Annotated in this window: 24 protein-coding genes; 10 read left to right on the forward strand and 14 right to left on the reverse strand. The window is 66.5% G+C overall.

Features of this window, described 5'->3' with window-relative positions:
- Positions 1–18 precede the first annotated feature (18 nt).
- Positions 19–846, forward strand: a complete 828-nt coding sequence (cysE, locus tag DL899_RS14250) for a serine O-acetyltransferase (protein WP_111735032.1) — start codon at positions 19–21, stop codon at positions 844–846.
- Positions 847–913: 67 nt separating this feature from the next.
- Here the strand turns inward: cysE and DL899_RS14255 are convergent, their stop codons facing one another.
- The 6 genes from DL899_RS14255 to DL899_RS14280 form a co-directional block, all read right to left on the reverse strand.
- The gene (locus tag DL899_RS14255; RefSeq protein WP_111735033.1) at positions 914–1,624 is read right to left on the reverse strand and encodes a hypothetical protein; all 711 of its coding nucleotides are present in this window, start codon (positions 1,622–1,624) and stop codon (positions 914–916) included.
- A 174-nt stretch (positions 1,625–1,798) separates the two neighbouring features.
- Positions 1,799–2,131 (reverse strand): carboxymuconolactone decarboxylase family protein, encoded by a 333-nt coding sequence (locus tag DL899_RS14260; RefSeq protein WP_111735034.1) that lies wholly within the window; start codon positions 2,129–2,131, stop codon positions 1,799–1,801.
- A gap of 151 nt (positions 2,132–2,282) precedes the next feature.
- A complete protein-coding gene (locus DL899_RS14265) occupies positions 2,283–3,617 on the reverse strand; it encodes a pyruvate dehydrogenase complex dihydrolipoamide acetyltransferase (protein WP_111735035.1) in 1,335 nt (444 codons plus the stop codon).
- Positions 3,618–3,688: 71 nt separating this feature from the next.
- Positions 3,689–5,134: a pyruvate dehydrogenase complex E1 component subunit beta gene (locus DL899_RS14270; protein ID WP_111735036.1), complete on the reverse strand. Its 1,446-nt coding sequence runs from the start codon at positions 5,132–5,134 to the stop codon at positions 3,689–3,691.
- A 16-nt stretch (positions 5,135–5,150) separates the two neighbouring features.
- Positions 5,151–6,161: a pyruvate dehydrogenase (acetyl-transferring) E1 component subunit alpha gene (pdhA, locus tag DL899_RS14275; protein WP_111735037.1), complete on the reverse strand. Its 1,011-nt coding sequence runs from the start codon at positions 6,159–6,161 to the stop codon at positions 5,151–5,153.
- A gap of 181 nt (positions 6,162–6,342) precedes the next feature.
- Complete coding sequence (locus DL899_RS14280) at positions 6,343–6,642, reverse strand: FtsB family cell division protein (RefSeq protein ID WP_111735038.1); 300 nt, start codon at positions 6,640–6,642, stop codon at positions 6,343–6,345.
- Between the two features lie 136 nt (positions 6,643–6,778).
- Here DL899_RS14280 and DL899_RS14285 point away from each other — a divergent pair, with 136 nt between their 5' ends.
- Positions 6,779–8,413, forward strand: coding sequence for an acyl-CoA dehydrogenase family protein (locus tag DL899_RS14285; protein WP_111735039.1), 1,635 nt, complete (start codon positions 6,779–6,781; stop codon positions 8,411–8,413).
- A 109-nt stretch (positions 8,414–8,522) separates the two neighbouring features.
- Here the strand turns inward: DL899_RS14285 and DL899_RS14290 are convergent, their stop codons facing one another.
- Positions 8,523–8,954, reverse strand: a complete 432-nt coding sequence (locus DL899_RS14290) for a c-type cytochrome (protein WP_111735040.1) — start codon at positions 8,952–8,954, stop codon at positions 8,523–8,525.
- 102 nt (positions 8,955–9,056) lie between these two features.
- Positions 9,057–10,595 (reverse strand): trimethylamine methyltransferase family protein, encoded by a 1,539-nt coding sequence (locus DL899_RS14295; RefSeq protein ID WP_111735041.1) that lies wholly within the window; start codon positions 10,593–10,595, stop codon positions 9,057–9,059.
- Between the two features lie 407 nt (positions 10,596–11,002).
- On the opposite strand from DL899_RS14295, the gene cysS reads away from it, so the two are divergent.
- From cysS to DL899_RS14310, 3 genes are all read left to right on the forward strand, one after another.
- Positions 11,003–12,376, forward strand: coding sequence for a cysteine--tRNA ligase (gene cysS / locus DL899_RS14300; protein WP_111735042.1), 1,374 nt, complete (start codon positions 11,003–11,005; stop codon positions 12,374–12,376).
- 265 nt (positions 12,377–12,641) lie between these two features.
- Positions 12,642–14,252, forward strand: coding sequence for a citramalate synthase (cimA, locus tag DL899_RS14305; RefSeq protein WP_111735043.1), 1,611 nt, complete (start codon positions 12,642–12,644; stop codon positions 14,250–14,252).
- Entirely contained in the window at positions 14,245–15,018 is a 774-nt protein-coding gene (locus DL899_RS14310; protein ID WP_111735044.1) for a squalene/phytoene synthase family protein, read from the forward strand. Before cimA ends, DL899_RS14310 begins: the two co-directional genes overlap by 8 nt.
- 127 nt (positions 15,019–15,145) lie before the next feature.
- Here the strand turns inward: DL899_RS14310 and eno are convergent, their stop codons facing one another.
- The 3 genes from eno to DL899_RS14325 form a co-directional block, all read right to left on the reverse strand.
- Entirely contained in the window at positions 15,146–16,420 is a 1,275-nt protein-coding gene (gene eno / locus DL899_RS14315; protein WP_111735045.1) for a phosphopyruvate hydratase, read from the reverse strand.
- Positions 16,421–16,517: 97 nt separating this feature from the next.
- On the reverse strand, positions 16,518–17,384 hold the full coding sequence (locus tag DL899_RS14320) for a DMT family transporter (RefSeq protein ID WP_111735046.1): 867 nt from the start codon (positions 17,382–17,384) through the stop codon (positions 16,518–16,520).
- Between the two features lie 139 nt (positions 17,385–17,523).
- Positions 17,524–17,937 (reverse strand): Fur family transcriptional regulator, encoded by a 414-nt coding sequence (locus DL899_RS14325; protein ID WP_111735047.1) that lies wholly within the window; start codon positions 17,935–17,937, stop codon positions 17,524–17,526.
- A 366-nt stretch (positions 17,938–18,303) separates the two neighbouring features.
- On the opposite strand from DL899_RS14325, the gene DL899_RS14330 reads away from it, so the two are divergent.
- A complete protein-coding gene (locus DL899_RS14330) occupies positions 18,304–19,581 on the forward strand; it encodes a DEAD/DEAH box helicase (protein WP_420820987.1) in 1,278 nt (425 codons plus the stop codon).
- Between the two features lie 184 nt (positions 19,582–19,765).
- Here DL899_RS14330 and DL899_RS14335 read toward each other — a convergent pair whose 3' ends face one another.
- Positions 19,766–20,470, reverse strand: coding sequence for an endonuclease/exonuclease/phosphatase family protein (locus DL899_RS14335; RefSeq protein WP_111735048.1), 705 nt, complete (start codon positions 20,468–20,470; stop codon positions 19,766–19,768).
- Between the two features lie 41 nt (positions 20,471–20,511).
- Between DL899_RS14335 and DL899_RS14340 the strand changes: the two genes are divergently transcribed.
- The gene (locus DL899_RS14340) at positions 20,512–21,147 is read left to right on the forward strand and encodes a DUF2238 domain-containing protein (protein ID WP_111735049.1); all 636 of its coding nucleotides are present in this window, start codon (positions 20,512–20,514) and stop codon (positions 21,145–21,147) included.
- A gap of 44 nt (positions 21,148–21,191) precedes the next feature.
- Here the strand turns inward: DL899_RS14340 and DL899_RS14345 are convergent, their stop codons facing one another.
- Complete coding sequence (locus tag DL899_RS14345; RefSeq protein WP_111735050.1) at positions 21,192–22,613, reverse strand: protein adenylyltransferase SelO; 1,422 nt, start codon at positions 22,611–22,613, stop codon at positions 21,192–21,194.
- Between the two features lie 91 nt (positions 22,614–22,704).
- Positions 22,705–23,151 (reverse strand): GNAT family N-acetyltransferase, encoded by a 447-nt coding sequence (locus DL899_RS14350; RefSeq protein ID WP_111735051.1) that lies wholly within the window; start codon positions 23,149–23,151, stop codon positions 22,705–22,707.
- Positions 23,152–23,340: 189 nt separating this feature from the next.
- On the opposite strand from DL899_RS14350, the gene guaB reads away from it, so the two are divergent.
- From guaB to DL899_RS14365, 3 genes are all read left to right on the forward strand, one after another.
- A complete protein-coding gene (gene guaB / locus DL899_RS14355) occupies positions 23,341–24,789 on the forward strand; it encodes an IMP dehydrogenase (RefSeq protein ID WP_111735052.1) in 1,449 nt (482 codons plus the stop codon).
- 45 nt (positions 24,790–24,834) lie between these two features.
- Positions 24,835–26,004, forward strand: a complete 1,170-nt coding sequence (locus DL899_RS14360) for an RsmB/NOP family class I SAM-dependent RNA methyltransferase (protein ID WP_111735053.1) — start codon at positions 24,835–24,837, stop codon at positions 26,002–26,004.
- 121 nt (positions 26,005–26,125) lie between these two features.
- Positions 26,126–26,431, forward strand: a complete 306-nt coding sequence (locus tag DL899_RS14365) for a hypothetical protein (protein WP_162685588.1) — start codon at positions 26,126–26,128, stop codon at positions 26,429–26,431.
- Positions 26,432–26,538: the final 107 nt, after the last annotated feature.

Here is a 26,538-nt window from a genome sequence, read left to right on the forward strand (position 1 = left end):
CTGCAAAGGAGCAACGACATGGCCGAAACCCGCGCGCAACTGGCCGAGCTGGACCCGGTTTGGGCCCGAATCCGCATCGAGGCCCAAGAGGCCGTCGAGCAGGAACCACTGCTGGGCGGGGTGGTGCATTCCTCGATCCTGCACCACAGGACGCTGGAATCGGCGCTGGCCTATCGGGTGTCGATGAAGCTGACCTCGAACGAGATGTCGGAACAGATCCTGCGCGAGATTTGCGATGCCGCGCATGCCGACGATGCCGCCATCGGGGCAGCGGCGCGCGCCGACATCGTCGCGGTCGAGGATCGCGACCCGGCCTGCGACCGCTTCATCCAGCCGTTGCTGTTCTTCAAGGGTTTCCAGGCCGTGCAGGCGCACCGCGTGGCGCATTGGCTGTGGCAACAGGGCCGCCGCGACATGGCACGCTTTCTTCAGATGCGCGGGTCAGAGGCGTTCGGCGTTGATATCCACCCCGCTGCGCGGATCGGCAAGGGGATCATGATCGACCATGCCCATTCCATCGTCATTGGTGAAACCGCGGTGGTGGGCGACAACGTGTCGATGCTGCATTCGGTGACGCTGGGCGGCACCGGCAAGGAAGAAGAGGACCGCCACCCCAAGATCGGCGACGGCGTGCTGATCGGCGCCGGCGCCAAGGTGCTGGGCAATATCCGCGTCGGCCACTGCTCGCGCATCGCCGCCGGATCGGTGGTGTTGCAGGAGGTGCCGCCGTGCAAGACCGTGGCCGGCGTGCCGGCCCGGATCGTGGGCGAGGCGGGCTGCGATCAGCCCTCGGTGGCGATGGATCAGTTGCTGGGCGTGCGTGGCAGCGACGAAACCGACGGCTGACATACCGGCTGTTGCAACGGATTTGAAATGATGTCGCCCCGGGCCTGACCCGGGGCACAGGATTTCCTCAGCGGTCCTGGCGTTCGGTGGTCCGGTGTTCGGCGTTCGCCTGGCGTTCCTTCATCTGGCGTTTGTAGGCGAAAACCTCGTCGCGCGGGGTCCAGTTGTAACGCGTATCCTCGCGCGCGATCTTCCACGTCAGCTTGCCGCCCTCGCGCCAAGGGTCCAGCACGATGGCATCTTCCATCGCGCCGCCGCGCCGCCCCAGAAGGGTGGTGCTGTGTTCCAGCCGGATATTGTTGTAGTTGGCGATGGCACGGTGGATTTCCAGGGTTCTGAACCGCTCCATCTGCAGGCGGATATCGAGGTCATGCGCCCAGTGCCAGCACAGGCCGCGCGGCTTTTGGCCGAAATTCACCTTGGTGTTGTGCACCAGCGGCGAATCCTCGATCTCGTATTCAACGACCAGCTGATCGACATAGGTATAGACGACTCGCGCGGCGCGCGCCGCCTCTCTGGGGTCGACATCGGGGCCGAGGTCGACGAACGCCTGTGTCAGCTTGGCGATGTCTTCGGCATGGCGCGCGATCGAGGCATCGCGAAACGCCTTGTCGAACAGCTTGGGCGGGGCCACCACGCGCACGCCGCTGCCGCTGGCGGCGGCCTCGGACCAGGCAGAATCGAGCGTGCTGGTATCGCTGCGCGTTCCCGGTACATCGGACCGGCCCTGCGCCGATGCCGGCACGGCCATCGCGCCAGTCGCCAGGGCAAAAATCACCGTCCTTGCGGCGTTTGCCCAAGTGCATTTCGATCTTATACGCAAAACTGTCCCCCAACAGGCCTAAAAACGTCTTTCAGGGGTACCTTTCCCGGGCAGGCATGTCGAGACCGGGCAGGTAAATTCTGGCCCGCGCCGTGGCGCGCAGGCACCATTTTTTTGATCACGTTCCCGTCAAGCGAGCTGGTCGTAGGCCTCGATCGCCTTGGCGCCGTACATATAGCCCGGTCCGCCATTCATCATCACGCAGACATTCACGGTCTCGGCCACCTCTTCACGGGTGGCGCCGGCGCGAATCGCCGCCTTGACGTGAAAGCCGATGCAATCGGCGCATTGCTTGGACACCGCGATGGCCAGCGCGATGAGTTCCTTTTCCTTGGTTCCAAGCGCGCCCTCGGCCAGCGAGGCGTTGTGCAGGTCGTGAAACCCCTTGGCGACATCGGCCTGTTCCTTGCGCATCGGGCCAAGGATCGAGCTTGTGTGTTTGAGGGCGGCTTTCCAGTCCATATCTGTGTCCTTTCATTCGGTTGTTCAGGGCTTAGTACGGATGCAGGGACGTGAATTTGACGCAGGTCAACCTGGCGGCGGAAAGCTGGGCAGCGGGGAAGATGAAGCCGCGCACCCGGCGTTGCCGCCTGCCGTTTCGCTGATACCGGCCTCAGGCCAGCATCGCCATCGGGTGTTCGAGGTTGTCGACGATGTGCTGCAACAGCTTGGCCCCCAGCGCGCCGTCGATAACCCGGTGATCGACGCTCAGTGTCACCGACATGACCGTGGCCACCGTCAGTTCGCCATCCTTGCCCACAACCGGCTTTTTCACCCCGGCACCCACCGCCAGAATGCCGCCATGGGGCGGGTTGATGACGGCGTCGAAATTGTCGATCCCGTACATGCCCAGGTTCGAGATGGCAAAGCTGCCGCCCTGGTATTCATGGGGTGCCAGCTTGCGGTCGCGGGCGCGGGCGACGAGGTCTTTCATCTCGGCCGACAGCGCCGACAGCGACTTCATCTCGGCATCTTTCAGCACCGGGGTGAAAAGCCCGCCCTCGACCGCGACAGCCACCGCCACGTCAGATGGCTTCAGCTTCAGCACCCGGTCGCCGGCCCAGACGGCGTTGGCGTCGGGCACCGCCTGCAGCGCCAGCGCGCAGGCCTTGATGATGAAGTCGTTGACCGACAGCTTGACGCCGCGCGGCTGCAACTGCTTGTTGAGCTGGCCACGGAATTCCAGCAGCGCATCCAGCCGGATATCGCGGCGCAGATAGAAATGCGGGATCGTCTGCTTGGCCTCGGTCAGGCGCGCCGCGATGATGCGGCGCATGCCGTCCAGCTTGACCTCTTCGTATTCGCGCCCCTCATACATCGCGGCGACGGCATCCGCCGAAGGCCCTGCCGGGGCGGCCGGTGCAGAGGCAGCGGTGGCGGGTGCGGCGGCGGGTTTTTCAACCGGTTGCGCAGGTGCGGTGCTGGCGCCCTCGACATCGGCCTTGACGATGCGGCCATGCGGGCCAGAGCCCGCGACCTGATTCAGGTCGAGCCCCTTTTGCGCGGCGATGCGACGCGCGAGCGGGCTGGCAAAGATACGTTCGCCCTTGTCGCCGGTGGGCGCTGCGGGGGCAGGGGCGGCCTGCACCGGCTCGGGTGCGCTCGCGCCCCGGGCCTGACCCGGGGCCTCGTCGTTCTTTTCGGCCCGGTCAGTTTCGGGTACCGCCTCGGCGGCCGGGGCGGCGCTGATGTCGTCCGCGCTTTCGCCCTCTTCCAGCAGCACGGCGATGGGGGCGTTGACCTTGATGCCCTCGGCGCCCTCGGCCACCAGCAGCTTGCCGATGGTGCCCTCGTCGACGGCCTCGAATTCCATCGTCGCCTTGTCGGTCTCGATCTCGGCCAGAATGTCGCCGGCGGCGACGGTGTCGCCCTCTTTCACCAGCCACTTGGCAAGTGTCCCTTCCTCCATCGTCGGGGACAGGGCGGGCATCAGGATTTCCGTTGGCATCTCAGCGTTCCTCAATCACGTCATCTGGTCGAATGGCGGCCGGGCAGGGCGGCCGCTGTATGGCATCGGCGCTACCTGTAGGTGACCTGCTTCACCGCCTCGATCACCTCGGCGGTCGAGGTCAGCGCCAGCTTTTCAAGGTTGGCGGCATAGGGCATCGGCACGTCCTTGCCGGTGCAGGTGACCACCGGCGCGTCCAGCCAGTCAAAGGCGCGCTGCATCAGCACCGAGGCGATGTGATCGCCGATCGAGCCCACGGGCCAGCCTTCTTCGACAGTGACGCAGCGGTTGGTTTTCTGCACGCTGGCGATAACCGTGTCGTAATCGAGCGGACGCAGCGTGCGCAGGTTGATCACCTCGGCCGAAATGCCCTCTTCCGCCAGCTTTTCGGCGGCTTCCATGGCGTAGGTCATGCCGATGCCAAAGCTGATGATGGTTACGTCCTCGCCCGTGCGTTCGACCATGGCCTTGCCAAAGGGGATGGTGAAATCCTCGATGTCGGGCACGTCGAAGCTCTTGCCGTAGAGGATTTCGTTTTCCAGAAAGATCACCGGGTTGGGATCGCGGATCGCGGTTTTCAGCAGGCCCTTGGCGTCGGATGCCGACCACGGCTGAACCACGCGCAGCCCCGGCACCTGCGCATACCAGGCGGCATAGTCCTGGCTGTGCTGGGCGGCGACGCGCGCGGCGGCGCCGTTGGGGCCGCGAAAGACGATCGGGCTGCCCATCTGCCCGCCCGACATATACAGCGTCTTGGCGGCCGAGTTGATGATCTGGTCGATGGCCTGCATGGCAAAGTTGAAGGTCATGAACTCGACAATGGGGCGCAGCCCGCCCCAGGACGCACCTACCCCGATGCCGGCAAAGCCGTGCTCGGTGATCGGCGTATCGACCACGCGCTTGGCGCCGAATTCATCCAGCAGCCCCTGAGTAATCTTGTAGGCACCCTGGTATTCGGCCACCTCTTCGCCCATGACGAACACGGTGTCATCGCGGCGCATCTCCTCGGCCATGGCCGAGTTGAGCGCCTCGCGCACGGTCATGGTTTTCAGCGGCGTGCCCTCGGGCCAGTCGGGTTCAGACGCAGGCTGTACCTGTCTCGCACCCGATGCGGGACCTCCAGCCGCTTCTGCCTCGGCTGGCGCGGCGGCCTTTGCCGGGGCAGAGCCGCTCGCGCCCCGGGCCTGACCCGGGACCTCGTCGTTCTTTTCGGCCCGGTCAGTTTCGGGTTCTGCCTCGGCGGCCGGGGCGGTGCTGATGTCCTCGGCGCTTTCGCCCTCTTCCAGCAGCACGGCGATGGGGGCGTTGACCTTGATGCCCTCGGCGCCCTCGGCCACCAGCAGCTTGCCGATGGTGCCCTCGTCGACGGCCTCGAACTCCATCGTCGCCTTGTCGGTCTCGATCTCGGCCAGAATGTCGCCGGCGGCGACGGTGTCACCCTCTTTCACCAGCCATTTGGCAAGCGTCCCTTCTTCCATCGTCGGGGACAGGGCGGGCATGAGAATTTCGGTTGGCATCTCGGTCGTCTCCCTCTCACGCGTTCTGCGGCGCCGCGTCGGCGATGATGTCGGTCCAGAGCTCCGCCTCGGCGGGCTCGGGGCTGTCCTTGGCGAAATCTGCGGCCCCGTTGACGATGGCCTTTATTTCCTTGTCGATCGTCTTGAGGTCGTCCTCGCTGGCATGACCGCCCGACAGTAGCAGGTCGCGCACATGTTCGATGGCGTCCTTTTCCTCGCGGATTTTCTGCACCTCTTCGCGGGTGCGGTACTTGGCCGGGTCGGACATGGAATGGCCGCGATAGCGGTATGTCTTGACCTCAAGGATATAGGGCCCTTTGCCGGCGCGGCAGTGCGCCACCGCCTTTTCGCCCGCCGCCTTGACCGCCAGCACGTCCATGCCATCAACCGCCTCGCCGGGGATGCCGAATGCCTCGCCCCGCGTGTGGATGTCGGGGGTCGAGGTCGACCGCCGCTGCGCCGTGCCCATGGCGTACTGGTTGTTCTCGATCACGAACACCACCGGCAGTTTCCACAGCGCCGCCATGTTGAAGGTCTCATAGACCTGGCCCTGGTTGGCCGCGCCGTCGCCGAAATAGGTGAATGTCACGCGGTCATTGCCCAGGTACTTGTCAGCAAAGGCCAGCCCCGCGCCCAGCGGCACGTTGGCGCCGACGATGCCGTGCCCGCCGTAGAAGTGCTTTTCGGTCGAGAACATGTGCATCGACCCGCCCTTGCCCCTGGAATACCCATCCTCGCGTCCGGTGAGTTCGGCCATCACGCCCTTGGGGTCCATCCCGCAGGCCAGCATGTGGCCATGATCGCGGTAGGTGGTGATCCGCTTGTCGCCTTCCTCGGCCGCTGCTTCCAGCCCGACGACAACCGCCTCTTGCCCGATATAGAGGTGGCAGAACCCGCCGATCAGGCCCATGCCGTATAGCTGACCTGCCTTTTCCTCGAATCGGCGGATAAGCAGCATGTCGCGGTAGAATTGGCGCAGTTCGTCTGCGGAAATGTTTGGTTTTCTTGAGGTTTTCCGGGCGGCCATTGGCGGCGTCCTCCTCCGGTTTCGAGATAGTTTAGCGTTAAACTATCCATAACACGAGAAAAGCGCATCTGGCGAGGGGAAATTGTTTCGCCCCCGCGCGCATGACAGTGTCGCCCGCATGCGCGGCGGTGGCAAGCGGCTCTTGCCGGGATGTCTGCGTTGGGGTGGGGTGAGAGGCGCCCTAGCGGATCACGATCTCGTCGGCGCGGATCATGCCCAGCACGTCGCGCGCCTGCTGGTCCAGCAGGTCGAGGTCGAGATAATCGTCAGAGAGGCGCCGGGTAAGGTTTTCCATCCGCGCGAGTTCGGTTTCCAGCCGGTCGAGCTGAACCTTGAGCGCCTTTTCCCCGGCCTCGATTTCGGCCCGGCGAAAGATGCCATAGTCGCCCCGCACGGCGGCGAAGGTGAAATAGACCACCATGCCCAGAACGATCAGGACATAGACGATCGCGCCAAGGGCGGGCCGGTTCAAGGTGGTCATCGGGTTTGCACTCTGCCTCTTGTGCCGCCTCTTGCTGGGCGGATCGCTAAACCCTGCCACAGACGGATGGATTTGTGAATCCCCCTTTCCCGGTTGGGGTCGGTCGCGCTAGCATCAGGGCGGGAGCGAGTCTTTCATGCCACAATTGCCGCCCAGTGACGACCTGTCGACCCACGAGGTGACCAACCAGCCGCCCGCGCGCGATGATGTCGACCTGTGGGCGGGCGACGCGGCGCTGCGCGACCATGCTACCGCCGCCGGGGCGGATGTGGCGCATCTGGCGGGCTATGGCGCCATGTTGGGCCGCGCCGAGATGCGCCAGGCTGGCCGCGATGCCAACCACCACCCGCCCGAGGCGGTGTTGTTCGACGCAGGTGGGCGGCGGCTGGACGAGGTGGCGTTTCACCCCGCCTGGCACCGGCTGATGGCGGCGGGGCTGGAGGGGGGCTATGCCGCCATTCCCTGGCAGGGCGCGGCGGGCGGTCACGCCACCCATGCCGCGATGGTCTATCTGACCACCCAGGTCGAGCCGGGCGTTTGCTGCCCGATGACGATGACCTATGCCGCGGTGCCGGCGCTCAGGGCCGATGCGGGGCTTTTTGCGCAATGGGGGCCGAAGCTGACCGCGCGCGGCTATGACCCGTTGATCCGGCCGCTGGCGGAAAAGAGCGCCGCGACGATGGGCATGGCGATGACCGAAAAACAGGGCGGATCGGACGTGCGCGCCAACACCACGCGGGCCGAACGCACCGATGATGGCTGGCGGCTGACCGGGCACAAGTGGTTCTGCTCGGCGCCGATGTCGGATGGGTTCCTGACCCTTGCGCAGGCCCCCGGTGGCCTGACCTGTTTCGTGGTGCCGCGCTGGCTGGAAACGGGGCGCAACGCCATTCGCATCCAGCGGCTGAAGGACAAGCTTGGCAACCGCGCCAACGCCTCGGCCGAGATCGAGTACGCCGGCGCGCTGGCGCACAGGCTGGGGAACGAGGGCGAGGGCGTGCGCACCATCATCGAGATGGTTCACCACACCCGCCTCGATACCGCGATGGCGCCCGCCGGTCTGATGCGCGCCGCGCTGGCCGAGGCGCTGCACTGGGTGCGCCACCGCAGTGCGTTCCAGCGCCGGCTGATCGACCAGCCCTTGATGCGGGTCGTGCTGGCCGACCTGGCGCTGGATTGGGAGGGCACGCTGGCGCTGGGTATGCGGGTGGCGCGGTCCTTTGACGGCGCGGACGAAGAGGACCGCGCCTTTGCCCGGCTGGGCGTGGCGCTGGCCAAGTTCCTGGGCAACAAGCTGTGCCCCAACATCATTTACGAGGCGATGGAGGTGATGGGCGGCATGGGCTATGTCGAGGACACCGCGATGCCGATGCTGTACCGCGAGGCGCCGCTCAATTCCATCTGGGAAGGGTCGGGAAACGTCATCTGCCTGGACATATTGCGCACGCTGGCGCGGATGCCGGCCGCTGCCGATGCGGTCGATGCCGAACTTGACGCCATGACCGGCCGCGACCGCCGCTATGATGCGGCGCTGGCGGCGCATCGCGCGCGCTTTGCCACGCTGCCAAACGAGGGCCAGGCGCGCGCATTCGTCGAAAGCCTGGCCACGCTGCTGACGGCGGCGGCGCTGCTGGGGCAGGCCCCGGCGGCGGTGGCAGAGGGCTATGTCGCGACCCGTCTGGGCGGCGGGCGCGGGCGGGTGGCCGGGGCACTGGGTGAGGGAAGCGAGGTCGACACAACCGCGATCCTGGCGCGGCTCGGCGAGGGCTGAGGGCATGGTGTCCGATTGAACCGTTTTCGTCCGGCCCGCTTGCGAGCCGGGCATGCGCCCGCCTGTGCGGTCGCATGCTCGCAGTTTTCTGGTCAGGTGCTTACCGCTCTCACTCGATCCCGTTCTCGCGCTGCAATTCGCGGATATAGGCCACGATATTGGCGATGTCGGCTTTGGTCAGCCCATCGACCGGGGGCATGTTGCCGAATTCCCAGTGATGCGCCTGCACGCCCCGGTTGGCGGCCATCAGGAATGCGGTATCGCCATGGTGGCCGGGTTCATAGATGCGGTGCACCAGCGGTGGCCCCTTGCCCAGGTGGCCGGCGGCATCCTTGCCGTGGCAGCTGGCGCAGTTGGCCTCGAACGCGGCCTTGCCAAGCGCGGCCTTGCCCGCCAGCGTGTCGGGCAGCGTGACGGCGACCATCGCCGTGCCGGCGGAGGTTTGCGGCGCGGGCGGCGGGGCGTCGGGTTTGGAAAAGAGATAGACACCGCCCGCGACCAGCAGGATCGCGGCGGGATAGATCACGGCTCTGGCGTTCATTCGGGGCCTTTCTGCAGCGCTCGGGGGCGCGCCCATCTTTGGCGCGCCCCCTTTTAGCCCCTTCCAGCAGGGGAAAGGTCAAGCCCCGGTTTGCCCACCTGCTCAGGCTGGCAGGTGGATGGGAAAACGCGCGCGGATCGCGGTATCCGTTGCCGGGTCGAACCGGGCCGGGTCGCGCTCGGCCAGGATCGCCTCTTTGCGGGCGGTGGCGGCGGCGTTCAGGTCGGGCTTGCCGGTCTCGGCCCATTCCTTGGGTGACATGCGCCCGGCGGTGGCGGGATAGACATAGTCGCTCTGCATCCGCTTGAGCGTCTGGGCCGTGCCCAGGTAATGCCCCGGTCCGCCCAGGCAGACCTCGCGCACCTGGTCCAGCGCCAGGGTTTCGTCATCCACCTCGATCCCGCGCACGCAGCGCAGGGCGTGGCCGATCAGGTCATCGCCCAGGATCAGCGATTCGTGGCAGAACCCCAAAAGCGAGGCATGCATGCCTGCCGCCTCGTACACCATGTTGAGCCCCGAAAGCCCGGCCATGACGTTTGAACACATCGCCTCCCATCCGGCCTGCATGTCGGGCAGCTTGGCGTCGGTCATCCCTGCTGCCGCGCCCCCCGGCAAGCCGTAATAGCGGTGCATCTGCGCGCAGCCCGACGTCAGCAGCGCCTGTTCGCCCGATCCGCCGGTCATCGCCCCCGACCGCAGGTCGAGCCCGAAAGGCCAGGTGCCAAAGATCGCCGGCGCGCCGGGGCACACGGCGTTCACATAGACCAGCCCGGCCAGGCATTCGGCCACCGACTGCGCAATTGCGCCCGCGATGGTCGAGGGCGTCGTGGCCCCCGCCATCCCTGCCGAGAGCAGCAGCACCGGCATGCCGCCCTCGATGCAGGCCTCCATCGTCTGGCAGGCCTCGGTGGCGAACTTCATCGGCGGGACGACGAAGCAGTTGGAGTTGCTGACGAAGGGGCGTTCGCGCCAGGCGGCCTCGCCCCCCGCAATCATGTGCAGCAGCGCCAGCGCGTCGGGAACGTTGGCCGGGTCGGAAAACGAGGTGCCGACATGCTTGGTCGTGCCCGAACAGCAGGCGTAAAGCGTGTTCAGGTCCATCTCGCGGTTGTCGGACAGGTCGCGCGCGACCATCGGGCGCTGCACGAAATGGATGTTGTCCAGCCGGTCGGCGATGCGCACGGCGTCGTGCAGGTCGGCCAGCGTGCTGTCTCGATAGGACCGCCCGTCGACATCGACCAGGCTGACCGCCGCGCCGGCGGTACCGAAATGCACCCGCGCGTTGCCCAGTTTCAGATCGTGGCGCAGGTCGCGGCCGCAAAGCGTGATCTCGCGGTTGGCGCGTGCGATCGTGTCCTCGACCAGGGCGGCGGGAAAGCGCAGCCGCCCGTCATCGCCCAGCACCGCGCCGGCACGGGTCAGGTGGGCGACGCCGCTTTCGGGCGCGTCGGCAAGGCCGACCTCGTCGAGCAGGGTCAGGGCGGCCTGGTGGATTTTCTCGATGTCGGTTTCGGACAGCACGTTGAGCGCCCGACATTCCATGCCGGGGCGGATGGCGCGCTGCGATGCCTCGGGCGGGGCGGTGCGTGCAGCGTGGCGTGCGGCACGGCCACCGCTGCGGCGGGCGAGCTGTTGTGTCATCTGTTGCTGTGTCCTCTTGTCGCGTGGGTCCGGGGCGTGGTTGTCAGCCCAGGCCCGGGCGACCGCGCGCCGCCTTGCCGCGCGTCGCACCGATGGTGCGTTCGATCAGAACAATAACGCTTGTTGGCGTCATGGCCCGCCTCCCTGCGATCCCAATATCTAGGAAAAACCGATTCCCTTTGGCCGGTCTGTCCCGAACGCGACAGATGTCGCAAACGGAACATGCCAGCGCTTCGGGCGCTTGACCGCGGCCGTTCGCGCGCCTAGTGTCGCCGCCATGACCGGAACCGCCATCATCATTTGCTGCTGCATTATCCGCTGACATACGTCGCGCGGGCCGGTCTTCTGTTTCATCTTTGCCAACCAGTTGATAAGCCCGCCGCGGCAACGCGTGCGCGAGGGCTTTCATGACGACCATCAGGCTTTACAACACTAGGACCCGGACGAAAGAGACGTTCACCCCGCTCGATCCGCAAAACGTGCGGATGTATGTCTGCGGGCCGACGGTCTATGACCGGGCGCATCTGGGCAACGCCCGCCCGGTGGTGGTGTTCGATGTACTTTACCGTCTTTTGCGCCATGAATACGGCGCCGATCACGTCACCTATGTGCGCAACTTCACCGACGTTGACGACAAGATCAACGCGCGGGCGGCCCAGACCGGGCGCCCCATTTCCGAGATCACCGCCGAAACGACGCAGTGGTTTCTGGACGACATGGGCGCGCTGGGGGCGCTGGAACCCGACGCGATGCCCCGCGCGACGCAATACATTCCGCAGATGATCAGGATGATCGAGGGCCTGATCGCCAGCGGCCACGCGTATGAGGCCGAGGGTCACGTTCTCTTCGCCGTCGAAAGCTATGCCGAATACGGGCAGCTGTCAGGGCGTACGGTCGATGACATGATCGCCGGCGCGCGGGTCGAGGTCGCACCCTACAAGCGCAACCCGATGGATTTCGTGCTGTGGAAGCCATCCACCCCCGATCTGCCGGGCTGGGACAGCCCCTGGGGCCGGGGGCGGCCGGGCTGGCACATCGAATGCTCGGCCATGAGTTACGAGCTGCTGGGCGAGAGCTTTGACATCCACGGCGGCGGCAACGACCTGATGTTCCCCCACCACGAGAACGAGATCGCCCAAAGCTGCTGCGCCCATCCCGAGGGCAAGTTCGCCCGCTACTGGCTGCACAACGAGATGCTGCAGGTCGAGGGCAAGAAGATGTCCAAGTCCCTGGGCAATTTCTTTACCGTGCGTGACCTGCTGGACCAGGGCGTGCCGGGAGAGGTGATCCGCTTCGTCTTCCTGAGCACGCATTACCGCAAGCCGATGGACTGGACGGCGGAGAAGGCGCGGGAGGCGGAGAAGACGCTCAGGAAGTGGTACGCCCAAGCGGTGCAGGGCGTCGGAACTGGCGATCCATACGATTCTGTAAAAACGGCGTTGTCTGATGACCTCAACACAGCGGGAGCGATTGCTGAGTGTCATCAGCTTTCTCATGCAGATGACATAACAACATTGCGCCACACTCTTCAGTTCCTGGGCCTGATGGGGGACGACGTGCCAGAGTGGGCGCGCCTGCCAGAAGGCACTGGGCTTGGCGAGTTGGCGGACAAGCTGCACACGGTGCGCCTGCAGGCGATGCAGAGCAAGGATTTTTCCCAAGCAGATAGTTTGAAGGCCGCGTTGGCCGATGCGGGTGTTGAAGTGCGGATGTCGAAAGACGGCGTGGAGTTGGTGCCGGGCCCCGACTTCGATCCCTCCAAGCTGGAAACCCTGAAATGACGCGTAGCCCCTCACAACCCTCCCGCCCGGCGGATACGCCGGGCGGCGCCCGACCCGCCCCCCACGGGGCGGGCGCCTTGCGCCCACCCCGCCGGGCCGGGCGCCGCCCTTTCGCATGGGTGAGCCGGATCGCAGATGACCAGCGGGCGAAAAGCCCAAACCCCGTCCCGGACTTGATCCGGGACCTCTTTTTCGGCAGCGCGCGGCCCCGGCTCTGTGGTCGGGGCAGGCCCCGGCACACAGGCCAGGGCGGGAAGGAACTGCAATGACCCGTGAACGCCTTTACCTCTACGACACCACGTTGCGCGACGGGCAGCAGACCCAGGGCGTGCAGTTCTCCACCATCGAAAAGCGCCAGATCGCCGCGACACTCGACAGCCTCGGCATCGACTATATCGAGGGCGGATGGCCCGGTGCCAACCCCACCGACAGCGCCTTTTTCGACCCGGCGCCCGAAACCCGCGCCACGCTGACCGCCTTCGGGATGACCAAGCGCGCCGGTCGCTCGGCCGAAAACGACGAGGTGCTGGCGGCGGTGCTGAACGCCGGTACGCCCGCCGTCTGCCTGGTCGGCAAGACCCATGATTTCCACGTCCGCACGGCGCTGGAGATCGGGCTTGACGAAAACCTCGCCAACATCGCGCAATCCGTGGCCCATCTGGTGAAATCGGGGCGCGAGGCGCTGTTTGACGCCGAGCATTTCTTTGACGGCTACAAGTCCGACCCTGCCTATGCGCTGGACTGTCTGCGCGCAGCCCATGATGCCGGTGCGCGCTGGATCGTGCTGTGCGACACCAATGGCGGCACCCTGCCGGGCGAGATCGGCGAGATCACCAGCGCGGTCATCGCCACCGGCATCCCCGGCTCTCATATCGGTATCCATACCCATAACGACACCGAAAACGCGGTCGGCGGCAGCCTGGCCGCCGTCGATGCCGGGGCGCGGCAGGTGCAGGGCACGCTGAACGGCCTTGGCGAACGCTGCGGCAACGCCAATCTGACGACGCTGATCCCGACGCTCTTGCTCAAGGAGCCCTATGCCTCGGCCTATGATATCGGGGTCACGAAAGAGGCGCTGACCGGGCTGACCCGCGCCAGCCGACAGCTTGACGACATTCTCAACCGGGTGCCGATGAAACAGGCCCCCTATGTCGGCGCCGCCGCATTCGCCCACAAGGCCGGGCTGCACGCCAGTGCCATCCTCAAGGACCCGACGACCTATGAACACATCGACCCGGCGGCGGTGGGCAACGCCCGCGTCATCCCGGTGTCGAACCAGGCCGGGCAGTCGAACCTGCGCCAGCGGCTGACCGATGCGGGCGTCGAGGTGGAACGCGGCGACCCGGCGCTGGCGCGCATCCTGCAGCGCGTCAAGGAACGCGAGGAACGCGGCTATACCTATGACAGTGCGCAAGCGAGTTTCGAGGTGCTGGCGCAGCGCGAACTGGGGGTGATGCCGCAGTTTTTCGAGGTCAAGCGCTACAAGGTCACCGTCGAGCGGCGCAAGAACAAGCACAACCAGATGGTCTCGATGTCCGAGGCGGTCGTCGTGGTCAAGATCGACGGCGAAAAGACGATGTCGGTGTCGGAATCGGTCGATGCCAGCGGCTCTGACAGGGGTCCGGTCAACGCGCTGTCCAAGGCGCTGGCCAAGGATCTGGGCAAGTACCAGTCGGCCATCGACGACATGCGGCTGGTGGATTTCAAGGTGCGCATCACCCAGGGCGGGACCGAGGCCGTGACCCGCGTCATCATCGACTGCGAAGACGGGCAGGGGCGGCGCTGGTCGACCGTGGGGGTCAGCCCGAACATAGTCGACGCCTCGTTCGAGGCGCTGCTCGACGCCATAGAGTGGAAGCTCTTGCGCGATGCCTGACGATATCGCGGCCTGCGCCGAGATCGTCCGCCGCGCCGATCCCGAGCGGTTTCGCGCCGTCATGGCGGCGCCGGTGGCGGCGCGCGAACGGCTGTTCCCGATCTACGCCTTCAACGTCGAGGTGGCGCGCGCGCCCTGGGTCACGGCCGAACCGCTGATCGCCGAGATGCGGCTGCAATGGTGGCGCGACGCGCTGGCCGAGATCGCCGCAGGCGGGCCGGTGCGCCGCCACGAGGTCGCGACGCCGCTGGCACAGGCGGTCGGGGCAGGGGATGTGGCGCTGCTTGACGCGCTGGTCGAGGCGCGGCGCTGGGACATCCATCGCGAACCCTTTGCCGACCTGCAGGCGTTTCGCGCCCATATTGCCGCGACCACGGGCAACCTGTTGCTGGTGGCGGCGCGGGCGCTGGATGGTGCCGTGCCAGAGGGGCCGGTGCACGCGGCGGGTTATGCGCAGGGGCTGGCCAACTGGCTGCGCGCGGTGCCCGCGCTGAGCGCCGCAAACCGCGCGCCGCTGGTCGATGACCGGGCAAAGGCGATGTGCGCGCTGGCCGAAGAGGGGCTTGGGGAACTGTCACGCGCCCGCAAGGCGCGGGGGCAGGTGCCGCGCGCGGCGCGCCCGGCGCTGCTGGCGGTGTGGCCCGCCGGGCCGGTGCTGGCAGCGGCACGGGCGGAGCCGGCCCGCGTGGCCGAGGGCCGGCTGGAACCGGCGCCGGCCATCAGCCGGCTGCGGCTGATCGCCCGCGCGGCGACGGGGCGCTGGTAGGGGGGGCGAGTGTAGGCCGGGCTTCAGCCCGGCTTCGCCTTCGGCTTCCCCATTTTCCGGCGTCCGGGCGAATTCGGCCGGGCTGAAGCCCGGCCTGCGGCGGGTGTGACCGCCGTGACGAAACGTCTTATTTCAGAACGCTGCGCCCGGCATATTCGGCGGTTTCGCCCAGCGCCTCTTCGATGCGGATCAGCTGGTTATACTTGGCCAGCCGGTCCGAGCGCGCCAGCGACCCGGTCTTGATCTGCCCGCAATTGGTGGCGACGGCGAGATCGGCGATGGTGGCGTCCTCGGTCTCGCCCGAGCGGTGCGACATGACGTTGCGCATGCCCGCCCGGTGGGCCATCTCGACCGCCTGCAGCGTTTCCGTCAGGGTGCCGATCTGGTTGACCTTAACCAGCATGGCGTTGGCCGCGCCGCGCTCGATGCCTTGGCCCAGGCGTTCGGGGTTGGTGACGAACAGATCATCGCCGACCAGCTGGACCTTGTCGCCCAGCGCCTGCGTCAGCGCGCACCAACCGTCCCAGTCGTCTTCGGAACAGCCATCCTCGATCGAGATGATCGGGTAATCCTTTACCAGCGCCTCCAGATAGGCGGTGTTTTCCTCGGAGGTCAGCGACAGGCCTTCGCCCTTCAGCTCGTAGCGGCCATCGCGGAAATACTCGGTGGCGGCACAGTCGAGCGCGAGAAAGATGTCCTTGCCCGGCCGGTAACCCGCCGTTTCGATGGATTTCGCGATCAGGTCCAGCGCCTCGCGCGCCGAGGCGATATTGGGGGCAAAGCCGCCCTCGTCGCCGATACCGGTGGACAGGCCTGCCGATTTCAGCTCGGCCTTGAGGGTGTGGAACACCTCGGCCCCCATGCGCACTGCCTCGCGCAGCGACCCGGCCGAGACCGGCATGATCATGAATTCCTGGATGTCGATGGGGTTGTCGGCATGTTCGCCGCCGTTGAGAATGTTCATCATCGGCACCGGCAGCAGCCGGGCCGAGGTGCCGCCGACATAGCGGTAAAGCGGCTGGGCGGTAAAATCGGCCGCCGCGTGCGCGCAGGCCAGCGACACGCCCAGGATGGCGTTGGCGCCCAGCCGGCCTTTGTTGTCGGTGCCGTCCAGTTCGATCATCGCGGTGTCCAGCGCCACCTGCTCGGTGGCGTCGAACCCGGCCAGCATGTCGGCGATCTCGCCGTTGACGGCGGCGCAGGCGTCCAGAACGCCGCGGCCCATATAACGCGACTTGTCGCCGTCGCGCCGCTCGACCGCCTCATACGCGCCGGTCGATGCGCCCGAGGGCACGGCGGCGCGGCCCATGGTGCCGTCTTCGAGAACCACATCGACCTCGACCGTGGGGTTGCCCCGGCTGTCAAGAATTTCGCGGGCGTGGATGTCGATGATGATGCTCATGGGATCTCCTGAACTGGATGGCGGGATTTTGGCTGTCCCCTAGCATGTTCAGGCGCGAATGCAACTGCGGCGCGTCGATCCCGCATGCGCGGTCTGGTCAGGCCTTGCGCCGCGCCAGCCGCTGTTCGCGCACGAAGGTATATAGCCCGGTGCCGATCACCAGCCCCGCGCCCAGCAGTGTCATCGTGTCGGGCCGTTCGCCAAAGACGATGACGCCAACCACCAGCGAAAACAGCAGCCGGGTATAGCGAAACGGGGTGACGACGGCGGCATCCGCGATGCGCATCGCCTGCACGATGCCGTAATAGGACGCCGCGCCAAAGACCACGGCGCCCAGGATCATCGCACCACTGGTGGGGCTGATGGCCTGCGGCCCGGCATCGCCCAGCATCAACAACACAATCCCCGCCGGCACCAGCGCGGCAAAACCCTGGAACGAGACCACGAAAGACGAAACCGCCACGTCGATGCGGCGCGTGATCAGGTCGCGCGCGGCCACCGATGCAACCGAGATCAGCACGAACAGCGCCGCCGGCTCGAACCCAGACAGCCCCGGTCGGATGATCATCAGCACGCCGATGAACCCCAGGCTGATCGCGCTCCACCGCCGCCAGCCGACCTCTTCGCCCAGGAACAGCGCCGCGCCCATGGTGATGAAAAGCGGCGTTGCCTGGAACACCGCCGCCACGACCGAGATGTCGACCAGTGACAGCGCGGTGACAAAGGCCATCGCCGCCGTCGCCTCGGCCAGTGCCCGCAGCACGAAAAGAGGCTGCCATGCGGCGCGCGCGAAAATTGCCCGCCCTCCTGACAGGGCCGCGAATACCGCCCCGCTGCCGCAGCCCAGCATGATCAGGATCTGGCCCACCGGCAGGCTTTGCGAAAGCTGCTTGATGAACATGTCCTCGACGGTAAAGCCCGCCATCGAGATGATGACCAGAAGGATGCCGTGAACGTTCTGCATGGCGCGGCCTTTGCAAGAAGAGGGCAGGGCGCCGCTACGCCCGCCATGCCGCATTGGCGCATTTCGGCGCCAGGCTCAACCCATCCGGTCGCGCGTACCTGCCGGGGTTGGCCCGAACTCTGGCCCGAATCCTGGCCGGTCAGTTCTTTTTCAGCGGCACGCCGTATAGTTCCAGCTTGTGACCCTTGAGCGTATACCCCAGCTTTTGCGCGATCCGTTCCTGCAGCGCCTCGATGTCGGGATCGACGAATTCGATCACCTCGCCCGATTGCAGGTCGATCAGGTGGTCGTGGTGTTCGCGCTCGGCATCTTCGTAACGTGCGCGCCCATCGCCGAATTCCAGCTTGTCCAGAATACCCGCCTCTTCGAACAGCTTGACGGTGCGATAGACGGTGGCGATCGAAATGCCGGGATCGCGCGCCGCCGCGCGGGTGTACAGCTCTTCGACGTCGGGATGATCGTCGGCTTCTTCCAGAACCGCAGCAATGGTGCGGCGCTGGCCGGTCATGCGCAGCCCCTTGGCCTCGCAGCGGTCGGTGATGGTGTCGTTCATGGGGCGCTCGTCGTCGGGCAGCGGGGAGGGATGTCGAGCATCTTGGATAGCCCGAAGCGGGCACCGTTTCCACCGTTTTTCGGGATCATTGGCAGCAAACGGTTGACAGGAGGCGGCGCAGGGTTCATCTGACGTGCAACCGACACTCCTGCCGCGTGAGCAGTCAGACCGCCGAAAGCGCGGTGCGAAACAAAACCGAGTGTCGTTTGCATGTTCCCAAAATCACGCGTGGGGCCAGACGCCAGACCAGCGCAACGGCGATGAGGCCATGCGCGGGCGGTCCGGCGAGACCACGAAGACTGGGCCGGCGCCGCCGTGCCCAAAATGTATGCGCCCGATTTCGGACCATGCATGGAAGGAAGAAATTTGAACCTGTTTCAGGAAATGGGCCTGCCTGGCCCGCTGGTAAAAAAACTGGCAGCTCAGGGTATCACCGAACCGACACCGATTCAGACGCAGGCGATCCCGCACGCGCTGGACGGCCATGACGTCATGGGGTTGGCGCAGACCGGCACCGGCAAGACGGCGGCCTTTGGCCTGCCGCTGGTGGCGAAACTGATGGAAATGCGCTCCAAGCCTGAGCCCAAGACCGTGCGCAGCCTGATCCTTGCGCCGACGCGGGAACTGGCGGGCCAGATCCGCGACGCGCTGCTGCCGCTGGTGATGGACTCTCCGATCAAGATCGGCGTCGTCGTGGGTGGCGCGGGCATCGTGCCCCAGATCAACCGCCTGGCCCGTGGCACCGACATCCTGGTGGCGACACCGGGGCGGCTGTTGGACCTGCTGGACCGCAAGGCGCTGACGCTGTCGCAGACCCGCTTCCTGGTGCTGGATGAGGCCGACCAGATGCTTGACCTGGGATTCATCCACGCCCTGCGCAAGATTGCGCGGATGCTGCCCGAGGGCCGGCAGACGATGCTGTTTTCGGCCACCATGCCCAAGCAGATGGAAGAAATCGCATCGAGCTATCTGGAAAATCCCCGCCGCGTGCAGGTCAGCCCGCCGGGCAAGGCCGCCGACAAGATCACCCAGGCGGTGCATTTCGTCGCCAAGGCCGAAAAGCCGGACCTGTTGATCCGGCTGCTGGATGGCCACCGCGACGAACTGGCGCTGGTTTTCGGCCGTACCAAGCACGGCTCTGACAAGCTGGCGCGGCGGCTGGAGGCGGCAGGTTTCTCTGTCGCCGCGATCCACGGCAACAAGAGCCAGGGCCAGCGCGAACGTGCGCTCAAGGCGTTCCGCTCGGGCGAGGTGCGGGTGCTGGTCGCCACCGATGTGGCGGCACGGGGGCTTGATATCCCCGACGTCAAGCACGTCTACAATTATGAACTGCCGAACGTCGCAGAGAACTATGTCCACCGGATCGGCCGGACCGCGCGCGCCGGGCGCGATGGCGCCGCGATCGCGTTCTGCGCGCCGGACGAAATGGGCGAGCTGCGCGACATCCAAAAGGTGATGGGCATGCCGATCCCCGTGGCCTCGGGCGAGGCGTGGGAACAGATGCCCGACCCCAAGGCCCCGTCGCGGGGCAGACAGCGCCGCAAGGGCGGTGGCGGTGGCGGTGGTTTCAACTCGGCCAAGCCGGGCAATGCCCCGCGCCGGCCGCGCAGGAATCGGCGCAATTCGGGCGCCAAGGCGGCCTGACCGGGGTCACCCGGTCGTTCCATCCCGAATGAATGGCCCGGCGGCACGCCGGGCAGCCCCCGCCCGCCCCCATGGGCGGGGGCGTCTCCCCCCGCCTGCGGTCGGGCGACGCCCTTTGCGCGATGTCGCGCAGTCCGGATAAAAGCATCCAGAAACAGACGACTGCGCTGCCTTTCAGGGCCTTCTATGTCTTTGCCGCGCTCAGATCTACCCAGACCGGCAGGTGGTCGGATGCGATATGCGCGGGCTTGGCGGTCAGCGTACCTGTCGCATCGCTGCGCAGGCCGGCGCACAGGCCGATCCGGTCCAGCCGGGCCACGGGGCGCGGCGCGGGAAAGCTGGGCGGGGTGACGGCGAACCGGAAATCGCCGCTAGCCGCCTCCAGCGCGCCGGCGCTGCGCCATTCGTTGAAATCGCCGGCCAGAACCGTCGGCATCGGCGACAGCAGCGCCAGGTGGCGGCGGATCGCGTTCATCTGCAACAGGCGATAGCGCCGGACCAGCCCCAGGTGCAGCCCGACCACGCGCAGCGGCCCCAGCGCGGTGTCGAACTCGGCCAGGATCGCGCCGCGCGGTTCCAGTCCCGGCAGCTCGATATGCTGGGTGGCGCGCAGCGCCAGGTCCGGGTGCACCAGCATGGCATTGCCGTGCCAGCCGATCGATCCGCCGGGATTGCCGAAATCGGGGATGCGCCAGCCCTCGGCTTCGACCATGTCCTGGGGCAGGGCGGCGGGGCGGGGTGGCAGCCGCTTGTCGGCCTCCTGCAGCACCACGATCTGCGCATCGAGCGCCTTGATCACCCCAAGCGTGCGGTCGGGCCGCCGGCGCATGTCGATGCCGACACATTTCTGCAGGTTGTAGGTTGCAATTCTCAGTCGTGCAGGTGTCATATCACCCCCGAACGCATCTGCAGATGAAAGGGGTATCCCCCATGTTCGCCGATCAGACATGGCTGGCCCGTGCGATCTGGCTGGCCCTGGCCGGTGTTGTGTTGGCTGCGCTGGTACAGCTGCGGCTCGAACTGGCCTTTGTCGCCACGGCGACGCTGTCGCTGTCGCTGGCGCCGGTGTTCGTGGCGCGCTGGGCCGAGGTGCATGTGCCGCCGTCGTTCATCGCCGCCATGGTGATCTTTGTGGGCGGTACGCTGTTTCTGGGCGAGGTGTTCGATTTCTACGAACGGTTCTGGTGGTGGGACATCGCCATGCACGGCACCTCGGCGGTGGGCTTTGGCATCATCGGTTTCGTGCTGGTCTTCATGATGTTCCAGGGCGACCGTTATGCCGCGCCGCCCATTGCCGTGTCTTTTTTCGGTTTCTGCTTTGCCATCACCATCGGCACCGCTTGGGAGATATTCGAATTCGCCATGGACCAGGCCTTTGGCCTGAACATGCAGAAATCGGGGCTGAAGGACACGATGGGCGACCTTATCGTCGATGCCATCGGCGCGCTGATCGGGGTGGCGACGGGGTTTGCCTATCTCAAGGAGCGGTCGCGCGGCGGACTGGCCAGCCTGATCGACGAATTCGTTGACCGCAACCCGCGCCTTTTCCGCCGCCGACGCAAGTGACGGGCGCGCGCCCGCTGCAATCATCCCATATGCGTGCCGTCCCGTCATGTGCCGCAAAATGTCTGTTTCACCACTTCCGAAGGTGCCGGCGGACGCGCCAGATCGGCCGCGTCGGGCTGATCGTCGTAGGGGTTTGAAAGCACCTCCAGCAGGCGGTTGAAGGGAGCGAAATCGCCCTCGACAGCCGCCGCGATCATCTGCTCGACCCGGTGGTTGCGCGGGATGAAGGCGGGGTTGGCCGCGCGCATCCGCGCCTGTGGGTCCTCCTCGGCCTTCAGCCGGGTGCGCCAGGCGGTTTCCCATTCGTCAAAGGCGGCCGGGTTCAGGAACTGGTCGCGCGCCGGCCCGCCGGTGGCCAGCGCCCTGAACGTGTTGGTGAAATCGGCGCGGTTTTCCGCCATGCGCGTCAGCAGGTCGCCGATCAGCGCCTCGTCCCCGTCTTGCGCGGTGCCAAGGCCGATCTTGCGGCGAAAGAGCGTCAGCCACTCTTCCCGGATCAGCGCGGGCATGGCATGCACGATCCGGGTGAAACGCTCTACCGCCACCTCGGCATCCGGCATCAGCGGCACCAGCGCGGTGGCAAGCTGCGCCATGTTCCACACGATCACGTCGGGCTGGCTGGAATAGGCATAGCGCCCATGCGCGTCGATCGACGAATAGACCGTGTCGGGGTGATAGCTGTCCATAAAGGCGCAAGGGCCATAGTCGATGGTTTCGCCCGAAAGCGTGGTGTTGTCGGTGTTCATGACCCCGTGGATGAACCCCACCGCCATCCACTGCGCCACCAGCCGCGCCTGCCGCTCGACCACCGCCTGCAACAGATCGGCCGCGTCGGAGGCGTCAGGATAGTGGCGTGCAACCGTGTAGTCGTAGAGCGCCTTCAGCCCCTCGACATCGCGGCGCGCAGCGAAGAACTGGAAGGTGCCAACGCGGATATGGCTTGCCGCCACGCGGGTCAGCACCGCACCGGGCAGGGCGCCTTGTTCGCGCCAGACCGGTTCGCCCGTGGTCACGGCGGCCAGCGCCCGGCTGGTGGGGATGCCCAGCGCATGCATCGCCTCGCTCAGCACGTATTCGCGCAGCACCGGCCCCAGCCAGGCCCGCCCGTCGCCCATGCGGCTATAGGGGGTGGGGCCGGACCCCTTTAGCTGGATGTCAAAGCGTTTGCCGTTCGCCACCGCCTCGCCCAGCAGGTTGGCGCGCCCGTCGCCCAGTTGCGGGGAAAAGCCGCCGAATTGGTGCCCGGCATAGGCCTGCGCCAGCGGTTCGGCGCCCTCGGGTACGGCGTTGCCGGAAAAGGCGCGCGCCATCTCGTCGTCATCGCCGGGGGTAATGCCCAGATCGGCCGCAAGCGCACGGTTGAATCGTATCAGCCGCGGCGCGGCCACCGGCTTGGGGTCGATACGGGTGTAAAACCGTGCCGGCATCCGGGCATAGGAATTATCGAACGGGATCGAAAAGGTCATGCAACCAAGATAATCGGGCCGCGGCGAATTGCCAGTGGCGCGGGCCTGTCCATTTCGTATATCCCCGGCTGCCGCGACAGGATCACCCGCCTCAGAACCGCCGCGTCATCAGCCCGTTGGCCTCTCGCGCCTGAAAGCCCAGCTTTTCATAGACCCTGCGCGCGCCGGCACTGTCGCGTCCGATTTCCAGATGCATCGCCTTCAGCCCCGCCTTTGCCAGCCCGCGGGGCAGGGTGTGCATGACCTCGGTGCCGATGCCGCGCCCGCGCACGCCGGGGCGGATGTAGAACTCGTCTATCACCCCCTCCATGCCGCCGAACTCGATCGACCAGCCGAACGACACCGCCACATAGCCGATCGGCGCCCGCGCCGGGCCGATCAGATAGATCACCCCGTGGGGCGAGCCCTCGAGCAGCGGCAGGATGGCGGCGCGGCGCGCCTCCGGGTTCTGCTCGACGCCGCTTTCGGCGTGGTGGTCGGCCACCAGGCGCAGCACGCGGTCAAGGTCGTCTGTTCGGGCGATATTGAGTGCGGTCATGGTCGGGGTCGCCTTGCGGGATGGGGTGCCGGCGGGCGCCGGCCGGGCTGTAACGGTGTCCCCGGCACTGTCACGCCGGCGCGGCTTTGTCCACCGTGGCGCGCGGACGCCCGCCCGAATAGGCCCTTTCGCCCCGCCCCGATCCGTGTAATAGGGAAGCGCCAAACGATCCCGCGCAGGAGAAAGACGATGGAGATTCGTGAGGCGCTGACCTTCGATGACGTGCTGTTGGTTCCGGCCCGGTCCTCGGTAATGCCGAGCACCGCAAACACGCGCACGCGCGTGACCGCCTCGATCGCGCTCAATATCCCGCTGCTCAGCTCGGCCATGGACACGGTGACCGAATCGCAGATGGCCATCACCATGGCCCAGGCGGGCGGCATGGGGGTGGTTCACCGTAACCTGACGATCGAGCAGCAGGCGCGCGAGGTGCGCCGCGTCAAGCGGTTCGAATCGGGCATCGTCTACAACCCCGTTACGCTGACGCCTGACCAGACCCTGGCCGACGCCCGTGCCCTGACCGAACGCTACGGTTTCTCCGGCTTTCCGGTGGTCGATGAAAACCGCCGCGTGGTGGGCATCGTGACCAACCGCGACATGCGTTTTGCCACCTCCGACGACACGCCGGTGAATGTGATGATGACCTCGGATGACCTGGCCATCCTGCACGAGCCGGCCGACCGCGATGAGGCCAAGTCGATGATGAAGGCCCGGCGCATCGAAAAGCTGCTGGTGACCGACGCCGAGGGCAAGCTGACCGGCCTGCTGACGCTCAAGGATACCGAGCAGGCAGTGCTGAACCCGACCGCCTGCAAGGACGATCTTGGCCGGCTCAGGGTGGCTGCGGCCTCGACCGTGGGGGATGACGGCTTTGCCCGGTCGCAGGCGCTGGTGGATGCCGGCGTCGACATGATCGTCATCGACACCGCGCATGGCCATTCCGACTCGGTCGCGGCGGCGGTCGAGCGGGCCAAGGCCCTGTCGAACGAGGTCCAGATCGTTGCCGGCAACGTCGCCACGGCCGAGGCGACGCGCGCGCTGATCGACGCGGGCGCGGACGCGGTCAAGGTGGGCATCGGGCCGGGCAGCATCTGCACCACGCGAATGGTCGCCGGGGTCGGCGTGCCGCAGTTGACCGCGATCATGGATTGCGCCGCGGCGGCCGGTGACGTGCCGGTGATCGCCGACGGCGGCATCAAGTATTCCGGCGACTTCGCCAAGGCAATCGCGGCGGGGGCGTCGTGCGCGATGGTCGGCTCGATGCTGGCGGGCACCGACGAAAGCCCGGGCGAGGTGATCCTCTACCAGGGCCGCAGCTTCAAGGCCTATCGCGGCATGGGGTCGCTGGGGGCGATGGCCCGCGGCAGTGCCGACCGCTATTTCCAAAAGGACGCCGCCAGCGACAAGCTGGTCCCCGAAGGGATCGAGGGGCAGGTGCCCTACAAGGGCGCGGCCAGCACGGTCCTGCATCAGTTGGTCGGCGGCCTGCGCGCGGCGATGGGTTATACCGGCTGCGCCACCGTCGATGAGATGCGCACCGGCTGCCGCTTTGTGCGGATCACCGGCGCGGGGCTGAAGGAAAGCCATGTGCATGATGTCCAAATTACCCGCGAAAGCCCGAACTACCGGATCGGGTAAATCGTTTTGTTTCCGTGGCTTGCGTTGCGTTCCTGAGGTCACTTCATGACCCCCGGCGCGCGCGTTGCCGCGGCCATCGGGGTACTGGACGCCGTCCTTGACGGTCAGCCGGCCGAGCAGGCGCTGACCGGCTGGGCACGGGGCGCGCGCTATGCCGGTTCGGGCGACCGCGCGGCGGTGCGCGATCACGTCTTTCAGGCGCTGCGCTGCCGGCGCTCCTATGCCTGTCTGGGCGGGGCCGAAACCGGGCGCGGGCTGATGTTCGGCGCATTGCGCGCGGCGGGCAGTGACCCTGACACGCTGTTCACCGGTGCCGGGCACGCCCCGCCGCCGCTGGACGCCGCCGAACGCCAAGCCGGGCGGGCACCGGAAAGCGATGGCGAACGCATGGATATGCCCGATTGGCTGGTAGAAGCGTTCCGCGCCTCGCTGGGCGACGGGGCCGAGGCCGCGGCGCAGGCGTTGCGTCAGCGTGCGCCGGTGATTTTGCGGGTGAATGAACGGATCAACTCCGTTCCACAAGTGATTGAAAAACTGTCACAAGATGATATCGAAGCAGAGCCCGTCACAATCGCGCCCACCGCGGTGAGGGTGACACGAAACGCCCGCCGCGTGGCCCGTTCGGCGGCCTATCTAGATGGCGGTGTCGAGCTGCAGGATGGCAGCAGCCAGGCGGCAATGGCGGCGCTTGACGTGCCGACGGGCGCGCGGGTGCTGGACTATTGCGCCGGCGGCGGCGGCAAGGTGCTGGCGCTCGCCGCGCGGGCCGAGGCGACGTGGTATGCCCATGACGCCGACGTCGGGCGGATGAAGGACCTGCCGGCGCGGGCGGCGCGGGCCGGGGTGCAGGTGCATTGCCTCGCGCCGGGACAGGTGGCGCGCCATGCCCCCTATGACCTGGTGTTGTGCGACGTGCCATGTTCGGGCAGCGGCACCTGGCGGCGGGCCCCGGATGCCAAGTGGCGGCTGGACCCGGATCGCCTGACCGAACTGACGCGGCTGCAACTGGCCATCCTGCAAGAGGCCGCTGCGCTGGTCGCCCCGGGGGGCGAGTTGGCCTATGCCACCTGTTCTCTGCTGCGCCCGGAAAACGAGAGTGTGATCAAAAAATTTACAGAAGAAACAGTAGGTTGGAAGTATTTTTTCACAGCCCGTTGGCCGGTATCTGACGAGGGGGATGGGTTTTTCCTGGCCCGTTTCGGCCACTCAGGCTGACCAGGCACAACCTTGACGTGTGTCTCGTGCCGTCGTTAAGTCGCCCTTAAGCTTTCTGCGTCAGACAGGGGGCGTTGCGTTTACCAACGGGGTCTGAAAATTGCGGTTCGGGATGGCTTCTGTGGCTGATCTGCCCGGCGACGGTGTCCGATTGCGGCCACGGGGCATGGCCACTCTGGGCACGGCGCTGATCTTTGCGTCGGCCGGGCTGCTCAGTCAGAACGGGCTGGCAAAGCTTTCTTTCGGGCTGACGGCGCTGGTGCTGGGGGCGTCGGCGGGCTGGGTCCTGTACCGGTGCTGGCGCGCCGAGCGGGCCGACCGCGAGGTGCTGCGCGCCGCCGCGGCGCTGGTCGGGCACGACCCGGTGCCGGCGGTGCTGACCGGTGACGATCTGGCGTTGCTTTATGCTAGAGCGGGTTGCGTCTAATCGGTTTCATAGCCTGCAGCCTTGAAGAAGTTGTAGCATTCCTCGTCAGTGAAGAGATCACAGACGTGACCGACCGCGCGCCAGAGGTCATCGTAGGTCCGCGCGGC

Source organism: Roseovarius amoyensis, assembly GCF_003260265.1.
GTDB lineage: Bacteria > Pseudomonadota > Alphaproteobacteria > Rhodobacterales > Rhodobacteraceae > Roseovarius > Roseovarius amoyensis.

Coding starts and splice junctions, on each gene's coding strand:
- DL899_RS14325 (WP_111735047.1), bottom strand. CDS start 17,937: ATGAACGACACCATCACCGACCGCTGCGAGGCCAAGGGGCTGCGCATG.
- pdhA (WP_111735037.1), bottom strand. CDS start 6,161: ATGGCCGCCCGGAAAACCTCAAGAAAACCAAACATTTCCGCAGACGAA.
- cimA (WP_111735043.1), top strand. CDS start 12,642: ATGACCCGTGAACGCCTTTACCTCTACGACACCACGTTGCGCGACGGG.
- DL899_RS14295 (WP_111735041.1), bottom strand. CDS start 10,595: ATGACACAACAGCTCGCCCGCCGCAGCGGTGGCCGTGCCGCACGCCAC.
- eno (WP_111735045.1), bottom strand. CDS start 16,420: ATGAGCATCATCATCGACATCCACGCCCGCGAAATTCTTGACAGCCGG.
- DL899_RS14335 (WP_111735048.1), bottom strand. CDS start 20,470: ATGACACCTGCACGACTGAGAATTGCAACCTACAACCTGCAGAAATGT.
- DL899_RS14290 (WP_111735040.1), bottom strand. CDS start 8,954: ATGAACGCCAGAGCCGTGATCTATCCCGCCGCGATCCTGCTGGTCGCG.
- guaB (WP_111735052.1), top strand. CDS start 23,341: ATGGAGATTCGTGAGGCGCTGACCTTCGATGACGTGCTGTTGGTTCCG.
- DL899_RS14260 (WP_111735034.1), bottom strand. CDS start 2,131: ATGGACTGGAAAGCCGCCCTCAAACACACAAGCTCGATCCTTGGCCCG.
- cysS (WP_111735042.1), top strand. CDS start 11,003: ATGACGACCATCAGGCTTTACAACACTAGGACCCGGACGAAAGAGACG.
- DL899_RS14270 (WP_111735036.1), bottom strand. CDS start 5,134: ATGCCAACCGAAATTCTCATGCCCGCCCTGTCCCCGACGATGGAAGAA.
- DL899_RS14285 (WP_111735039.1), top strand. CDS start 6,779: ATGCCACAATTGCCGCCCAGTGACGACCTGTCGACCCACGAGGTGACC.
- DL899_RS14345 (WP_111735050.1), bottom strand. CDS start 22,613: ATGACCTTTTCGATCCCGTTCGATAATTCCTATGCCCGGATGCCGGCA.
- DL899_RS14280 (WP_111735038.1), bottom strand. CDS start 6,642: ATGACCACCTTGAACCGGCCCGCCCTTGGCGCGATCGTCTATGTCCTG.
- DL899_RS14360 (WP_111735053.1), top strand. CDS start 24,835: ATGACCCCCGGCGCGCGCGTTGCCGCGGCCATCGGGGTACTGGACGCC.
- DL899_RS14320 (WP_111735046.1), bottom strand. CDS start 17,384: ATGCAGAACGTTCACGGCATCCTTCTGGTCATCATCTCGATGGCGGGC.
- DL899_RS14265 (WP_111735035.1), bottom strand. CDS start 3,617: ATGCCAACGGAAATCCTGATGCCCGCCCTGTCCCCGACGATGGAGGAA.
- DL899_RS14310 (WP_111735044.1), top strand. CDS start 14,245: ATGCCTGACGATATCGCGGCCTGCGCCGAGATCGTCCGCCGCGCCGAT.
- DL899_RS14350 (WP_111735051.1), bottom strand. CDS start 23,151: ATGACCGCACTCAATATCGCCCGAACAGACGACCTTGACCGCGTGCTG.
- cysE (WP_111735032.1), top strand. CDS start 19: ATGGCCGAAACCCGCGCGCAACTGGCCGAGCTGGACCCGGTTTGGGCC.
- DL899_RS14340 (WP_111735049.1), top strand. CDS start 20,512: ATGTTCGCCGATCAGACATGGCTGGCCCGTGCGATCTGGCTGGCCCTG.